Consider the following 14,167-nt stretch of genomic DNA (forward strand, 5'->3'; position numbering starts at 1 on the left):
GCCACGGTAAAGGCACTCCGTTCGTGGGGGGGTGACCAGTTGAACAGGTTCACGAATCAGGGAAAACTTTCAAGTATCACCAAACAGACAATATAAAAATGCGATGAAACGGCCCACCCGCCAGCGGGAACGTGAGTACGACCGTGCTCGATGGGGAGACGAGTCGGAAGACGAAGAGGCGATGGACGAATCCGAGGTAGACCTAGAGAATCTCGATTCTGACGAAGTCATACGAACGGCAGACGGTGAGTTGATCCACGAAGAGACCGGCATCATCATCGAAGAAGAACAAATCGACCGGGGGCCAGAGTGGCGTGCGTTCAACCACTCGGAACGCCAGTCGAAGTCGCGCGTCGGTGCCCCAACGACGAAGACGATGCACGACAAGGGGTTGACGACGACCATCGACTGGAAGGACAAAGACGCCTACGGTCGGTCGATATCGTCGGAAAAGCGCTCACAGATGCACCGCCTTCGCAAGTGGCAAGAGCGGATTCGAACGAAAGACGCGGGCGAGCGAAACCTCCAGTTCGCGCTCAGTGAAACCGACCGCATGGCGTCGGCACTCGGCGTTCCGCGGTCCGTCCGCGAAGTCGCATCCGTCATCTATCGTCGCGCCCTCGACGAAGACCTGATTCGGGGACGCTCCATCGAAGGCGTCGCGACCGCCACGCTCTATGCCGCCTGTCGGAAAGAGGGAATCCCCCGTTCGCTCGAAGAGATTGCCGAGGTGTCGCGCGTCGAACGGAAGGAAATCGGGCGGACCTATCGGTACATCTCTCAAGAACTCGGGTTGGAGATGCGGCCAGTCAACCCCAAGAAGTACGTCCCTCGGTTCTCGTCTGAACTGGACCTCTCGAAAGAGGTGCAGTCGAAAGCGAACGAGATTATCGAGACGACGGCCGAGCAGGGCTTGCTCTCGGGCAAGTCCCCGACTGGATTCGCCGCCGCTGCAATCTATGCGGCCTCGTTGCTCTGTAACGAGAAGAAGACACAGCGCGAAGTCGCAGACGTCGCGCAGGTGACCGAAGTCACCATCCGGAACCGGTACCAAGAACAGATCGAAGCGATGGGCATCCACGCCTGAACCGTCGGTCTCTCCGGGTCCACACCGACTCGGCGCGACCACTGCAAGAAAACCCCCGTCAGTAGAGACGGGACGCGCGTCGAACTGCTTCGTTTTCAGTCGGCTCACTACACCCCGTCGCTATGCTGCGTGGAGTGTGTCCCTATTCGCAGTCAGCGTCGACGGTTACGGTTGCGTTCTCAGCGACTGCGTCCCCGTCACAGGCGTAGTGACCGTCTTCACTGCAACTCTTGCTGTGGTCGTACGACTCGTTTCCGTTCGTCTCTCTGTGGGCCATCGCCTGGAGCGTCGCGTCTGATTCGAGCGGGGTGTCGAGTTCGACGGTGACGTTCTCGTGTGTGCCCGAGGAGAGATAGTCGCTCACGCCGAGTGTGTCGTGGTCCAGTGTGTGGACGACGGCGTACCCACCGTCGGGAAGGGTGATTTCGTCGACGACGAGTTCGTAGCCGGCGGTCTGCTGGTCATCGAAGGAGACGGACGCGCAGTCGTCACGCTCGTCTTCTTCGGTTCCGTCTGCGTCGTCATCATCGGTTCCGTCTGTGTCGCCGTCTTCGGTTCCGTCTGCGTCGCCGTCTTCGGTATCGCCACCGACGTTTTGCTCGTCGTCTTCCTCTCCGATAGTCAGGTCGGCCGAGGCGGACTCTCCAGCACTCTGCTGGTTGACGACGAGCGTGACGGTGCTCGTCCCCTCGCCGGGATTGACGACGCCGTCGACGACGACGACGAGTTCGTCACCCGACTCCAGCGAGTAGTTTCCACCGAGGCCGAGCGTGAGCGTCTCGCCGTCGTTGCTCGCGCTCACACTGCTGACGTCGTCAGCAGCGTCCACGTCGACGGTGGCACCGCTCGCGTCGTCGCCACGGTCGATCCCAATCACCGACACGTCGTCGGTGCCGACGTCGCTCACGTCGCCGCCGGTTCCCGTGTAGTCGAGGACGAGCGAGTTCCACGAACTTCCGACGGCGTCGCCATCGACGGTAACCGTCGCGGTGTGTGTCGCCGTCTCTCCGGGCGTGGATGGTGATGCCGACAGTGAGGCGTTCGACGCGGCCATGACCGACGACGAGAGCGCTGCGAACGGGAGTGCCGATGCGACCAGTCCGAGGGTTCGTCTGCGTGTGATTCGTACCATTATCGTCGTTCCGAGTAGCGTTCAGACATCGTTCGATTGATTCACTCCGGGTCAACAAACGGGGACCCGGCGTGGACAGGTTGTGCCGAGTGTGTCGTTATTATCGACCGAATAAGCGAGTTGCAACAGTCGGTCGGGTCCGTGTCGAAGGGGAGCGACCGAACGGCCTCCGCGTCTGTGAAGGGTGAACCGACCACGTCCGTCGCCGAAGGTTCATACCGGAGGGCGACCCACATCCGGTGATGCGGCTCGACGAGTTCATGGACATCGAGCGAGACGAACGCGCAGAGCGCCGCCGCCTCGCCGAAGAGAAGTCCTACGGCATCCTCGACCACCTCGAAACGTTTCAAGACCGATTCGAGGAGACGGTGCAGGGTGATTCGCTCTACGGTGGCGTCTCGCCGTCTATCTTCGTCGGGCGTTCGAACTATCCGCGTGTCTCGACGGGCATCCTCTCGCCCGTCGGTCACGACGAAGACGCCGCGTCGTTCGAGACGAGTGCCGCGTGGTACGACGAAGGCGTGAGTATCTCCGACGTGTTTCAACGCCGGACCTCGCTTCTCAACTCGAATCGCGGCACGAAAGTGACGAACGTCGCCGACTCGTGGGACGGATTCCTTGGCACACAGCGCGAAGTCGCTATCGCCGACCGCCCAGTGACAGTCGAAATCGGCCTCGACGGAACGCCGGATTTGAATCTGGACGCCCACACCGACGACGTGGCGACGCCGGTCGGCCCCCGCGCCCACGCTCGGTCTGCTGACCTCGCGGAGAACCCACACGTCCCCCGAGCGGTGAAGAAGACGCTCGAAGACGACGACTGGAACGCGCAGGGTGCGATGACCTACCTCTACCGCCGCGGATTCGACGTCTACGACATCAACACGATTCTATCGGCCGGCGCACTCGGTCAGACCAAACAGCGCCGTCTCGTCCCGACGCGCTGGTCGATTACTGCCGTCGACGACACGCTCGGTCAGTATCTCCGTGGAACGGTAAAACACGCACCCTCCATCGACAACGTGGAAATCTACCGAAACGAGTTCATCGGGAACGCGTTCTGGGTTATCCTCGCACCGGGTCGGTGGGAGTTCGAGTTAGTCGAGATGAAGGCTCCCGGGAGCGTCTGGAACCCCGACCCTGAAGCAGGGATGTATCTTGCCGCAGACAGCGAGGGCTACGAAGGTCGGTCCGCGTACGTGAACGAGACGGCAGGCGCGTATCACGCCTCTCGGCTCGGGGTGCTCGAACATCTCCACGACAGAGGCCGACAGGCCAAGGCGCTCGTCCTTCGACACGTCTCCGACGACTACTGGGGTCCGGTCGGTGTCTGGCAGATTCGAGAGTCGATTCGTCACGCCTTCGAGGGCGAGAAAGCCGGTGCGGAGACGTTCGGTGCCGCCGTCCGCGACGTGACGAACTATCTTCCCGTCTCGCTCGGTGACCTCCGGAGAAAATCGACGATGGCAGCTGGCCTCCAGACGAACATCTTCGACTTCTCCTGAGCGAATCGGCTCCTCCTGAACGAAGGCTTTTGACAATCTAACGCCATGTTTTTTGTATGGTCCCCCTCCAGATTCCCGGCGGTCCGGAACTGCTCGTAATCGCACTTATCGTCGGCCTCCTCTTACTCCCTGCTGTCGCGATCGTTGCGGTGATGTACGTCGTCTCGGCACTGAACGGCGACGACGACGACAGCGAATTTGGTGGCAGTGGTAGCGACGGACGCAGCACTGACGGAGTAGAAGACGGTGGGTCGACGGAGTAACCGGGTAGACGGTTGGTCAACCGAATAAACGGGCCGACCGGAAAACGACGACAGTTACGCTTCGACAGCGTCGAGGTTGGCGAGCGCCTTCTCGACGAGTTCACCCGTCTCGGCGATGATGTCTGCCATCTCGTCGTTGTCGGGTGCGATGCCGATGAGTCGGGCGACGCGCATGATGCTCAGGTGGTAGACGACCTGTGTGCCCGGTTCTTCCTCCCAGACGACCACGTTGCACGGGAAGAGGCCGCCCATCTTGTTGTCAGTGGCACCGAGTGCACGGTCCGCCATCGAGGGGTTACAGGCACCGAGGACGTGGTACGGGTCACGTCCGGCATCTACCTTCTCGTTGAGCATCTCCGACGGCGAAAATTCGGTTGCGATACCAAACCCAGCGTCCGTGAAGGCCTCGCGGACGTGCTCGATTGCCGCCTCGTGTTCCATGTGCAGAACGACTCGCTCTTCACCGATGTCTTCCGGTTTGATGGCTGTTGGGTCGATTGGGAGTCCCATAGGTTCGTGTTCAGGCTCCAGCGGTGAAAATCTACGGTATTGTAGTCGATTTGCACAGGAGACAATTGTTTTCGAAACGGAGGCGAGTACGGAATCGACCCAGAACGGTGGCCCGAAGCGTTCTCTCGCGCTTCCAGTCTGTTGTGAGTCACTCACTCCGACTGTCGAGACGCTTCGAGCACCGACTCCACGAACGACGACTTCGCGTCGGTGTAGGCCGAGCGCTCGTCTGGATGTGCCTCGGCCAACGACTGCTTTAGCCGGTCGTACTCGGCCGCGAGTTCGGGGTCCGCCCGCAAGGCATCACGAAACGTAACCTGTTCTCGGTGGCAGTCGCTTCCGTGTTCGGTCACAGAGAGATAGTGCGTCCGGCGGGACGGTGGTCCACGGGCGAAAAATCGCCGGTCTGGAACGTCGTCGTTCGGTCGCTCTTCGTAGCCCACGTCTTCGAGTTCCGCTGCCAGCCCGTCACGCTCGTCGAGGTCCGAAACCAACAGCAGCATATCGACGATTGGCTTGGCGGCGATACCCGGAATCGCAGTGCTCCCGACGTGCTCGAATCCGAGGACCGTGATGTCGAGTCGAGACCGAAGGCGCTCGATTTCGCGTTCGTAGGCGTCGTGCCACGCCGGATTGTGGGCGACGAGTTCGACCGTTCCGCGAGCGAGTCCGAGTGGTGACTTGCTGTCGTCACTGGTGTCTGTTGAACCGTCTTCGTCACCTTCGCCGGCGGTCATAGCGGAATTGGAAGCCACTGCAGTGCTGCGGCCACCTCGTCCGGTGGGAACAGCGGTGGGTGGAGCACCAACCAGTCGAGGAGGATGAGTCCGAATCCGTGGGCGACGATGGACGGAAGAATCGAGTCACTCTCGTAATCCACGAGGCCGAAGAGCACGTCAGTTGGGGCCGACAACAGAAGCTCTATCGGTGGTTTTCCGACGTGGTGGAACGCGTAGAGAATCGGACTGATGAGCGCGCTCTTCCGACCGATGTCGCGGATGCCGACACAGAGCAATCCTCGGTAGTACGTCTCCGCGGCGACGACGACGAGCAGTTGCTGTGCGGCGTGCGGGACGAACTCGACGAGTGCCGTCGAGGTGTGCCACATCGGGTAGTACGTCCGAATCGTCGGGAGTGACGACCCGACGAGGTAGAACGGGAGGACGAACAGTGCGAGGAGGACGGTGTTTCTGAGTGCCGTTCGGTCTACGTTCCACCCGAGATTACGGCCGTGTGAGAGTGCGAGCGCTCCGGGGACGAGGATAAACAAGAGCGCGTCGTGGACCGCACGGTAGGTAAGGTCGCCGGCAGGAATCGGCCAGAGGCTCCACGCGGCACCGACCACGCCTCCGACGAGAAGGGCGCGATAGAGCCACGGAAGTCGCGCGAACCGACGACGGAGCACCGCTATTCGGTCGCGACCGGACCTCGGCCGACGACGTCCAGCACGTCGTTGACGAAGGTCTGGCGCGTGTCGAAGTACGTCTCGTCGACGTCGGCGAGAACGTCTTCGAGCGTCTGTGGGCCGCTCGGTGTCCGAATGACCGCGTCGCCTTCTTTCTTCAGGATGCTACTCTTCTCTTGGGGCCACGTCAGTCGAGACGCCACACGCGCGAGGGGCGCACCTTCGACGGACTCGCCTTCGCCAAGTTCCACGGCAGGCGCTTCGTCTGCTTCCTCGTCAGCCATGGGCGGAGGTTAGCCACCGCGCATGATAATCCCTTCGAGATTCCTATCGGCCTCGACGCCGGTCGAGAACGCAAGCCCACGACGTGTCGATAAACAGACAATCGTCTGACGCATCGTTTTAGGGGCAGGTTTCGTACACGGTTTCATGACCAGTCTTTCGGAGGCATATCACGGCGGCCGGGGTGGCCCGAGTCTCCGACGGCTGTCCCTGGGGTTCGGGGTCTTCATCACCGGTGTACTGCTCGTCATCGCGGGCATCGTGGTCACGACGACCGACGTCTACACGTCGGGGGGTGCCACACTCGGTGAGGCTCGCGAACTCGGGGGCATCCTCGGAGGAATCGGCGTTCCTGCCGTCTTCCTCGGTGTGTTTGCCGTCTTACCGGCAAGTCGTCGCACTCGTGCAGCAGCGGTCATCGGCGCGAGCATCGCTGTTCTGGGTGTGGGCCTCTTCTCACACGCCTACCCCTGCCAGTGGACCGGTGCCACCTGTGGCGCTGGCCTCACTGACCTGACTCTCGAGACCGTCACCGTCTACTTCTTCGGCGCAATCACCACCTTCTGGTGTCTCTTCGTCGGCGTCGCCAACTTCAAGACGCGAAACGACCCCGGTGGGACGGCCACCGTGCAGGTGACGAAGAAGGGAGAGACCCGCATCGTCGAAGTCGAACAGAGCGTCCGCGGCGGCCTCAGCAGTATCGGCTTCCTCGGCGGGACGCCCGACGGCGACGTGGAGACACAGACCAACTCGGCTTCGAGTTCGCCTATGACCAACACCGCAGGAGCAACCGACGGCGGTGCGTCGTCGCAGACGATTACACCGCTCGACCTCGAACCGGCCACACAGTCCACCGAGACGACGCACTCTGCGCAGGGTGTCGATACTGTCGGCGCTTCGCCGACCCGGTCACCGGAAGGTGCGATGGAACACCCGGACGCGAACCGACCACAGGACAGCATGGTCGGCGACCGATACTGCGGTAACTGCACCTACTTCGAATACGTCCGCACCTCGGACGGCCTCCAACCCTACTGCGCTGCGCACGACGAGATGATGCAGGATATGGAAGCCTGCGACGAGTGGTTCCCCCGAAGTCGCTACTAACTCGACCGCGCAGTTTCGACGTTCTCGTTTCAGTTCTCGTTTCAGTTCTCGTTCAACCGTGACTCGACGTCGCGCCAGTGACTTCCTCGCCAGAACACCTGTCCGCAGTCACGACACCGCCAGAGTGTCGTCTCCGTCGGGTCCGGAGCGAACTCCGGAATCGGCTCGTCGTCACCGAGTGGTCCGACCGGTCCATTGCACGCGCCACACCGTGCTGGCCGTTCACCGAGTTCGATGGTGAACCCCACCGATTCGAGTTCACGCAGTTGAACTATCGGCGTTCGCCCGGCCAAGAGGACGCTTCGGTCGGCCCGCCCGGCCAGCGAGATATCGCGGGTGAGAAGGACACGGTGTTCGGCACTGGCACGCGCGAGCAATCGCTCGTCGCCGGGGTCTTCCCCGTCTCCGTCCATCGCGTACGCGGCGTCGTATCCGCACATCCGCAGGTAGGTTGCGAGTTTGCCGAGCATCACGTCCAGAAGGAGTGCAGTGTCGTCAGCTGTGGCCGTCTCGACGCCCGATGCGACCGTTCCGGGGTGGTTCGCGCCGATTTCGTCGCGGTCAGTTTCGTCGCGTCCTGTCTCGTCGTGGCCATTTCCGTCGCGCGTTGTTTCGTCGCGGTCGCCCTCAGTCGGCCGAGCGTCGTCAGTCAATGCAGGAAGTCCGTCAGGTCCTCGACAGGCCACGTGTTCACCACGTCGGCCGCCTCGACCCAGCCACGACGTGCCGTGTGAATGCCGTAGCGAATCTGGTCTAAACCGGCCGGCCGGTGTGCGTCGGTATCGATGGCGATGGGTGCACCCGCTTCGACGGCGATTTTGAGCGCTTCGCCGTTCAGGTCGAGGCGGTACGGACTCGCGTTGAGTTCGAGTGCGACGCCGTTTTCGACGGCGGCCGCGGCGAGTCGTTCGTAATCGACTGGGAGACCCGGGCGCTGGTTGATGAGGCGGCCTGTGGGGTGACCGAGGATATCGACTGCAGGGTGTTCCATCGCTCGGACGAGTCGTTCGGTCGCCGTCTCGCGGTCCTGGTCGAGTGCGCTGTGTGGGGAGGCGACGACAACGTCTAGTTCGTCGAGGACCTCGTCGGCCACCGAGATGCCGCCTTCGGCGTCGATGTTGGCTTCGACACCGGTGAAGACAGTGATGTCGGCGTCGGCGGCGACGGCGCGAACTTCGTCGACCTGTTCGAGGAGTTCATCGTCTTCGACACCGACACCGCCGACCATCCCCGGTCCCGTGGCGTGGTCAGAGACGACGTGATACTCGTAGCCGCGTTCTTCGGCAGCGGCGACCATCTCCGCGATGGTGTTGTTTCCGTCCGACCAGACGGTGTGCGTGTGGAGGTCACCGCGAATCTCGCCTTCTTCGATGAGCGTCGGCAACGTTCCATCGGTGGCCGCCTGTATCTCGCCGGTATCTTCGCGCATCTCGGGCGGGATGAGGGGCAAGTCGAGCGCGGCGTACATCGACTCCTCTGTTTCGCCGGCGACGCGTGTCCCGACACGAGGGCCGCTCTCGGCGTCTGCAACGTCGGAGATATCGAACATCCCGTACTCGTTCATCTTGAGGCCGCGGTCGATTGCGATGTTTCGCAGGTGGACGTTGTGGTCTTTGCTTCCCGTGAAGTACTGGAGTGCAGCACCGTACTCTGTGGAGTCGATGACGCGGAGGTCCACGCGCATCGCGTCGACGCGAATGCTCGCTTTCTGTGCGCCCGCTTCGATGGTGTCTGCGACGAGGTCCGACGCGAGGAAGTGGTCGATGACCGCCTCGGGGTCGTCGCTCGCGACAAGGATATCGATGTCACCGACCGTCTCGCGCCACCGCCGCATCGACCCGGCGGGTTCCGCCCGGCCAACTGCGTCGCTCTCGCGGAGATACGCCAGTAAGTCGTCCGCGATGGGCCGTGCTTTGCCGAGCGTCTCTCGGCCAGTGGCCTCGCGGGCGAACTCGATACCGTCGAGGATGTTGGCTTCTGTCTTCGCACCGAAGCCCTTGAGTTCCTGAATCTTCCCGTCGCGGGCGGCGGCTTCCAACTCGTCTAAGTCGGTGACTCCGAGTGCGTCGTAGAGTTTGCCGACCGTCTTCGGGCCGACGCCTTCGACGCTCGTCAACCCAGCCATATCGACGGGTAACTCCTCGCGCAGGTCGTCTAACTCCTCGATGTGGCCCGTCTCGAAGTACTCGACGATCTTCGACGAGATGGCGTCGCCGACCCGGTCGATTTCTTCGACGGCGTCTGCGCCGTCGGCGGCGAGTTCCTCGATGGGTGTCGGATACTCGCGGACGTTCTCGGCGGCGCGGCGGTAACTCGACGGTTTGTACGCCACGTCTTTCGCGTCGAGTAAGTCTGCGAACTCTTCGAGGAGTCTCGCAACCTCGTCGTTTCGACTCATCGGCCACCTCGCTTGCCTTTGCCGCCATCGCGTCCGAGCGCCTTCTTCAAGAAGTTCATCCAGCGCTTCTGGTCGGCGGCGTTCTGCAGTTTGGCCTCCTGTTCGAGGTCGGCAGGTCGGAGTTGCTCGAGGGCGTTCAGCGCCCGGTCGATACCGATGATGTCGTCGACGAGTTTGCGTCCTTCCTCGTAACTTATCTCGCCGTCTTCGATGGGTTGGAGCCGTTCGATGCGCTCCCGGCGGAGATTTCGCTTTGCCTGGTCGACCTGGTCACGCTCTCCCGGCGGGACGGTGTCGCGGCGTTTTATCTCGAAGACGAACTCCTTGAGGTCTATCCGTTCTCCCTGGATGTCGATTCGGTCGGGAATCTGTGCGCCCACCGTCGCCCCCTCGCGGTTGACGCGCTCCAGGAGTTGTTTGCGCTCGAACTCCTTCACGTACTGACGTTACCTCGCGTGGCACTTCGCTCCTTCGCCCACACCAGTGTCTTACAGTACCCGAAGAACTTCACGGGGAGTAACAGGTCCGAAAACCCCAGATAACGGTTATCTTGTATTCTAACGTATTTCTTAGCAACCATGTCCACTGGTAACATGCAACAGTCTGGAGAGCAGGGCGAATCGACGGCGTTCAAGCGCGCCCGTATCTATGCGTTTTATCTGCTCGCGTTGGTGACGCTCGGAATGGCAGCGGCGTTCGTTTCGGACCTACTCATGTTCTCGTTCACCGGGTGGGGGACCGGCGGCGAGGTGCTCGCAGAACATCGCCTCCACGTGATGATTATCGCGGCGAACGTCTGGATAGTCATCCTGAGCGTGGCGAGTCAGTTGTACCGCCCGCTCAAGCGGGTGGCACTGATGCAAGCCGCGTTCGCCCTCATCACGCTCCTCCTCATCGGAACCATCGTCGGTGGCGGCCCGGTCCAGGAAGTACTGCCGTTCTTCGTCCTCATCGGGTTGATGTCACTGTTCCACCCGGCCGGCGGTGAGATGCTCTCGTTCGGTGACGACTACAGTCCGGCGCTCCTCGGCCTCGTCGCCGTGGCGGCCATCCCCGTCCTCGCGTTCGCGGTGAACCAGTTCACCCTGCAGGGTTCGGGCGACGTCCACTCGCTCTTAGGCCACTACATGGAGATGACGACGATGGCCATCGGACTGCTCCTGCTCGGGCTCGTGGCCTCTGCGGGCGCTACTGGCCACCGCTTCGTCGCGTGGTTGACCGCTGGTCTCGCCATCTACTTCGGTGTCCTCTCTCTCGTCTTCCCGACGCAGACATCGAGTCTCGGGCTGATGTGGGCGTCTGCGCTCATCCTGTGGGGTGTGGTGTTCGTCGCCGTGAGCGAACTTCGTGCGACTGGACGGACCTCCATCTCGAGTGAACGACCGCTCAACATACGCGGGTCGCCGCGGGCCTGACCGCGACGCCTGTTTTCGTCCCGCTAACCTGTTTTTCTGCCCTGCTTTGACCTGTCATCTGCCGGCAACGCTCTCCGCGGTCACGGACACGCGCTCGTATTCGTCGTACATCGCCGCAAACGCGCGTACATAGACGAACCTTCTTATGGCTATCTTGGATATCGTGAAGCATGGGTTTGTTCGACCGACTCCGTGGAAAGGACCATCCCCGCGTCGCCTTCATCGGTATCGACGGGGTACCATTTAGCCTCCTCTCTGAGCATCCCGAGGAGTTCCCGAACTTCGCGGCACTGGCCGACGACGGTTCGGGTGGTGCTATCGACAGTATCGTCCCGCCAGAATCCAGCGCGTGCTGGCCGGCACTTACGACCGGTGTCAATCCCGGTGAGACTGGCGTCTACGGGTTCCAAGACCGCGAAGTCGGTTCGTACGACACGTACGTCCCCATGGGTCGTGACGTACAGGCGACTCGCGTCTGGGACCGCGTCACCGACGCAGGGCGGCAGGCCACGGTGATGAACGTCCCCGTGACGTTCCCACCGCAACGCAACATCCAGCGCATGGTCTCTGGGTTCCTCTCGCCCAGCGTCGACAAAGCCGCCTTCCCCGACGAGTTCCGCGACGACCTCGAAGCGATGGGCTACAAAATCGACGTCAACGCCAAACTCGGCCACGACGACGACAAGACGGCCTTCATGGAGGACGCCCACGAGACGCTCGACAAACGATACGAAGCGTTCGAACACTACCTCGAGAAAGACGACTGGGACCTCTTCTTCGGCGTCTTCATGACGACCGACCGCGTCAACCACTTCCTCTTCAAAGATTACGAACGCGACGGCCCGAACAAAGACGCGTTCGTCGAGTTCTACCGCAAAGTCGACGAGTACATCGGAAACATCCGTGACCTCCTCCCCGAAGACGTGACCCTCGTCGTCGCCTCCGACCACGGCTTCACCTCGCTCGACTACGAAGTCCACTGCAACACCTGGCTCGAACAGGAAGGATGGCTCTCTTACGAGTCCGACGACCACGACTCGCTGAACGACATCGACTCCGATTCGAGGGCGTACTCCCTCATCCCCGGTCGCTTCTTCATCAACCTCGAAGGCCGCGAACCTCGTGGCTCGGTTCCGGAAGACGAGTACGAAACCGTCCGTGCCGAACTGAAAGCCGAACTCGAAGCCCTCGAAGGCCCCAACGGGAAGAAGGTCGCAGACCGCGTCGTCGTCAAAGAAGAGGCCTTCCGCGGCGACCACGACGACATCGCTCCGGACCTCGTCGTCATCCCGAACCACGGATTCGACCTGAAGTCCGGGTTCAAAGGCCACGACGAAGTCTTCGGAACTGGTCCGCGAAACGGCATGCACTCGTTCGACAACGCGTCGCTCTTCGTCGACGACCCAGAGGCAGAAATCGAAGACGCCGACCTCTACGACATCGCGCCGACGATTCTCGAACTGATGGAACTCGACTACACGCGCACCGAACTCGACGGCGCGAGTCTGATTCGCCAGTAACCGCGACTCGTACCAACCCACGACTCGGCAGACGCGTTCTGCGTCAACCGAACATTCTCCGTTCTCGCCGCTTACAGCAAATCGTCCAGTTCGTCGTTCGCCCACTGCTCGGTCTGGTCCGTTCGTACTTCGGTCTCGGCATCTTCGATAGCCTCGCGAGCGCGTTTCATGAACGATTCGACGCGCTCTGAGCGCTCGACGCCGCTGAGGAGGACGAGTGATGCGAGGCGTCCACTCTCCAGCGGGAAGTCGCCACCGCGGACCTGCATGCTCCCCGTTTCGTCTTCGACCCACCGCCGGGCGCGCTCGACGCCTTTCCGCGGAATCACCTCTGGTTTCCCAGCGACGACGACGAGCGCCGAATCGGCGGTGCTCGCGTCGGGCAGACTCGTCCCGGTGAGAAGCGACCGCCGGGTCGTGCTCATGACGGCGTTGATGTTCTCTTCTGCAACCTCCGAGGCTTCGGCGCTCGCGAATCCGAGTGCGGCGATGCCGCCGGCGCGAAGCGTGTTGATGACTTCCGAACTGTCGACGACGCTCTCGCCGACGCCTTCGACTGCTTCGCCGGCGGCGAGGAGGAGTCCGACACGTTTGGCGATTGCGTCGTTGATGGCGTCGTAGCCTTCCTGCATCGACTCGCCGGACGACCGGAACGCGTCGTTGTCGACGAGGAGGACCGCATCTGCCTCGCGTGCGATGGTCTTGAGCGACCGGCCGGCGTTCACCTGATACATCGCACCCTCGTCTTCGCCGGGGAGGATACCGAGGACGTAGACGGGGATGTCGTAGACGCGGCTGAGTGCCTTGGCGAGGACGGGCGCACCGCCCGACCCCGACCCGCCGCCGAGGCCGGCGACGACGAATATCGACTCCGTCTTCGCCGTGACGCGACCGTCGAGTGCCGACATCACCTCCGCCGAATCTGCCTTCATCACGTCGGCACCGAGTTCGTTGTCGCCGCCGACACCGTGTCCCTTGACCCGGTCTTGGCCGACGAGAACGGTCTCGAAGGGAAGCGACTGGAGGTCTGTCTTCGCGGTGTTCACCCCGATCGCGTCGAGGACGGCACCGAATCCCATCTGCTGGTCGAACGACTGGAGGGCCGCTGTGAGTTTTCCACCTGCTTGTCCCACACCAATCAGGACGGTTTTCATACCACAAGCCACTCTGGGGCGTCTCTTCAACGTTCCCCAGCGGTGACGTGTTGCGAGCGAATGCGCACCCCGTCTCTCGGTCCTGAGGTTTATGTCGGATGACGGGTCCACGCCCGTGGCAACGGAACGGAGTCGCTCACCTACGCCCGCGACGGGTCGACAGTCACAATCGACTGGGACGACGACGGGACAGCAGAGACAGTCGGTCAGAGCGAGCGCGTCGCCTTCACTGTCGAGACGGCTATCGTCATCGCCGTCCCGCCATCGGGAGTCGGCGTGGGTGACATCGATGGTGACGCCGATGAACGCTCGGAAGGATGGGCGGGCGGACCTGGGTGTACCATCCCCACCGACTGTCGAGGTGTGTGACGGTCGTCGTCCACTACCCA

15 protein-coding genes and 1 pseudogene are annotated in these 14,167 nt (G+C 62.2%); 7 read left to right on the forward strand and 9 right to left on the reverse strand.

What is annotated here, in order from left to right:
• The first annotated feature begins 103 nt into the window (after nt 1-103).
• On the forward strand, nt 104-1,087 hold the full coding sequence (locus ACK3SC_RS04515) for a transcription initiation factor IIB (RefSeq protein WP_416838924.1): 984 nt from the start codon (nt 104-106) through the stop codon (nt 1,085-1,087).
• 142 nt (nt 1,088-1,229) lie between these two features.
• Here the strand turns inward: ACK3SC_RS04515 and ACK3SC_RS04520 are convergent, their stop codons facing one another.
• On the reverse strand, nt 1,230-2,219 hold the full coding sequence (locus ACK3SC_RS04520; RefSeq protein ID WP_416838925.1) for a hypothetical protein: 990 nt from the start codon (nt 2,217-2,219) through the stop codon (nt 1,230-1,232).
• A 242-nt stretch (nt 2,220-2,461) separates the two neighbouring features.
• Between ACK3SC_RS04520 and nreA the strand changes: the two genes are divergently transcribed.
• Together nreA and ACK3SC_RS04530 are read left to right on the forward strand one after the other, a co-directional pair.
• A complete protein-coding gene (nreA, locus tag ACK3SC_RS04525) occupies nt 2,462-3,724 on the forward strand; it encodes a DNA repair protein NreA (protein WP_416838926.1) in 1,263 nt (420 codons plus the stop codon).
• 56 nt (nt 3,725-3,780) lie between these two features.
• A complete protein-coding gene (locus tag ACK3SC_RS04530; protein ID WP_416838927.1) occupies nt 3,781-3,987 on the forward strand; it encodes a hypothetical protein in 207 nt (68 codons plus the stop codon).
• A gap of 54 nt (nt 3,988-4,041) precedes the next feature.
• Here ACK3SC_RS04530 and ACK3SC_RS04535 read toward each other — a convergent pair whose 3' ends face one another.
• The 4 genes from ACK3SC_RS04535 to ACK3SC_RS04550 all read right to left on the reverse strand — a co-directional run bounded on the left by ACK3SC_RS04535 (nt 4,042) and on the right by ACK3SC_RS04550 (nt 6,186).
• Nucleotides 4,042-4,497, reverse strand: coding sequence for a DUF302 domain-containing protein (locus ACK3SC_RS04535; RefSeq protein WP_416838928.1), 456 nt, complete (start codon nt 4,495-4,497; stop codon nt 4,042-4,044).
• Nucleotides 4,498-4,649: 152 nt separating this feature from the next.
• A complete protein-coding gene (locus ACK3SC_RS04540) occupies nt 4,650-5,234 on the reverse strand; it encodes a GrpB family protein (protein ID WP_416839938.1) in 585 nt (194 codons plus the stop codon).
• Complete coding sequence (locus ACK3SC_RS04545; RefSeq protein WP_416838929.1) at nt 5,231-5,902, reverse strand: type II CAAX prenyl endopeptidase Rce1 family protein; 672 nt, start codon at nt 5,900-5,902, stop codon at nt 5,231-5,233. Before ACK3SC_RS04545 ends, ACK3SC_RS04540 begins: the two co-directional genes overlap by 4 nt.
• Nucleotides 5,903-5,904: 2 nt before the next feature.
• Nucleotides 5,905-6,186: a DUF5789 family protein gene (locus ACK3SC_RS04550; RefSeq protein ID WP_151110123.1), complete on the reverse strand. Its 282-nt coding sequence runs from the start codon at nt 6,184-6,186 to the stop codon at nt 5,905-5,907.
• Nucleotides 6,187-6,331: 145 nt separating this feature from the next.
• Between ACK3SC_RS04550 and ACK3SC_RS04555 the strand changes: the two genes are divergently transcribed.
• Entirely contained in the window at nt 6,332-7,291 is a 960-nt protein-coding gene (locus ACK3SC_RS04555; RefSeq protein WP_416838930.1) for a ribonuclease BN, read from the forward strand.
• 41 nt (nt 7,292-7,332) lie between these two features.
• On the opposite strand, the gene ACK3SC_RS04560 is transcribed toward ACK3SC_RS04555, so the two are convergent.
• The 3 genes from ACK3SC_RS04560 to ACK3SC_RS04570 all read right to left on the reverse strand — a co-directional run bounded on the left by ACK3SC_RS04560 (nt 7,333) and on the right by ACK3SC_RS04570 (nt 10,126).
• Entirely contained in the window at nt 7,333-7,842 is a 510-nt protein-coding gene (locus ACK3SC_RS04560; RefSeq protein ID WP_416839939.1) for a Mut7-C RNAse domain-containing protein, read from the reverse strand.
• A gap of 98 nt (nt 7,843-7,940) precedes the next feature.
• Nucleotides 7,941-9,689, reverse strand: a complete 1,749-nt coding sequence (gene polX, locus ACK3SC_RS04565) for a DNA polymerase/3'-5' exonuclease PolX (RefSeq protein ID WP_416838931.1) — start codon at nt 9,687-9,689, stop codon at nt 7,941-7,943.
• Nucleotides 9,686-10,126: a DUF5788 family protein gene (locus tag ACK3SC_RS04570; RefSeq protein ID WP_416838932.1), complete on the reverse strand. Its 441-nt coding sequence runs from the start codon at nt 10,124-10,126 to the stop codon at nt 9,686-9,688. The genes polX and ACK3SC_RS04570 overlap by 4 nt, the downstream gene beginning before the upstream one ends.
• A 156-nt stretch (nt 10,127-10,282) precedes the next feature.
• On the opposite strand from ACK3SC_RS04570, the gene ACK3SC_RS04575 reads away from it, so the two are divergent.
• On the forward strand, nt 10,283-11,104 hold the full coding sequence (locus ACK3SC_RS04575; RefSeq protein WP_416838933.1) for a hypothetical protein: 822 nt from the start codon (nt 10,283-10,285) through the stop codon (nt 11,102-11,104).
• Between the two features lie 170 nt (nt 11,105-11,274).
• A complete protein-coding gene (locus ACK3SC_RS04580; RefSeq protein ID WP_416838934.1) occupies nt 11,275-12,624 on the forward strand; it encodes an alkaline phosphatase family protein in 1,350 nt (449 codons plus the stop codon).
• Nucleotides 12,625-12,695: 71 nt separating this feature from the next.
• Here ACK3SC_RS04580 and ACK3SC_RS04585 read toward each other — a convergent pair whose 3' ends face one another.
• A complete protein-coding gene (locus ACK3SC_RS04585) occupies nt 12,696-13,778 on the reverse strand; it encodes a tubulin/FtsZ family protein (protein ID WP_416838935.1) in 1,083 nt (360 codons plus the stop codon).
• A gap of 102 nt (nt 13,779-13,880) precedes the next feature.
• Here ACK3SC_RS04585 and ACK3SC_RS04590 point away from each other — a divergent pair.
• Nucleotides 13,881-14,147, forward strand: a pseudogene (locus ACK3SC_RS04590) (hypothetical protein); the annotation flags it as partial.
• Nucleotides 14,148-14,167: the final 20 nt, after the last annotated feature.

Origin of the sequence: Haloferax sp. DFSO52, from assembly GCF_048158745.1 — an archaeon.
GTDB lineage: Archaea > Halobacteriota > Halobacteria > Halobacteriales > Haloferacaceae > Haloferax.

Bases quoted from the DNA above. Each gene is read 5' to 3' on its own strand.
- ACK3SC_RS04515 (WP_416838924.1), top strand. From the start codon at position 104: ATGAAACGGCCCACCCGCCAGCGGGAACGTGAGTACGACCGTGCTCGA.
- ACK3SC_RS04520 (WP_416838925.1), bottom strand. From the start codon at position 2,219: ATGGTACGAATCACACGCAGACGAACCCTCGGACTGGTCGCATCGGCA.
- nreA (WP_416838926.1), top strand. From the start codon at position 2,462: ATGCGGCTCGACGAGTTCATGGACATCGAGCGAGACGAACGCGCAGAG.
- ACK3SC_RS04530 (WP_416838927.1), top strand. From the start codon at position 3,781: ATGGTCCCCCTCCAGATTCCCGGCGGTCCGGAACTGCTCGTAATCGCA.
- ACK3SC_RS04535 (WP_416838928.1), bottom strand. From the start codon at position 4,497: ATGGGACTCCCAATCGACCCAACAGCCATCAAACCGGAAGACATCGGT.
- ACK3SC_RS04540 (WP_416839938.1), bottom strand. From the start codon at position 5,234: ATGACCGCCGGCGAAGGTGACGAAGACGGTTCAACAGACACCAGTGAC.
- ACK3SC_RS04550 (WP_151110123.1), bottom strand. From the start codon at position 6,186: ATGGCTGACGAGGAAGCAGACGAAGCGCCTGCCGTGGAACTTGGCGAA.
- ACK3SC_RS04555 (WP_416838930.1), top strand. From the start codon at position 6,332: ATGACCAGTCTTTCGGAGGCATATCACGGCGGCCGGGGTGGCCCGAGT.
- polX (WP_416838931.1), bottom strand. From the start codon at position 9,689: ATGAGTCGAAACGACGAGGTTGCGAGACTCCTCGAAGAGTTCGCAGAC.
- ACK3SC_RS04575 (WP_416838933.1), top strand. From the start codon at position 10,283: ATGCAACAGTCTGGAGAGCAGGGCGAATCGACGGCGTTCAAGCGCGCC.
- ACK3SC_RS04580 (WP_416838934.1), top strand. From the start codon at position 11,275: ATGGGTTTGTTCGACCGACTCCGTGGAAAGGACCATCCCCGCGTCGCC.
- ACK3SC_RS04585 (WP_416838935.1), bottom strand. From the start codon at position 13,778: ATGAAAACCGTCCTGATTGGTGTGGGACAAGCAGGTGGAAAACTCACA.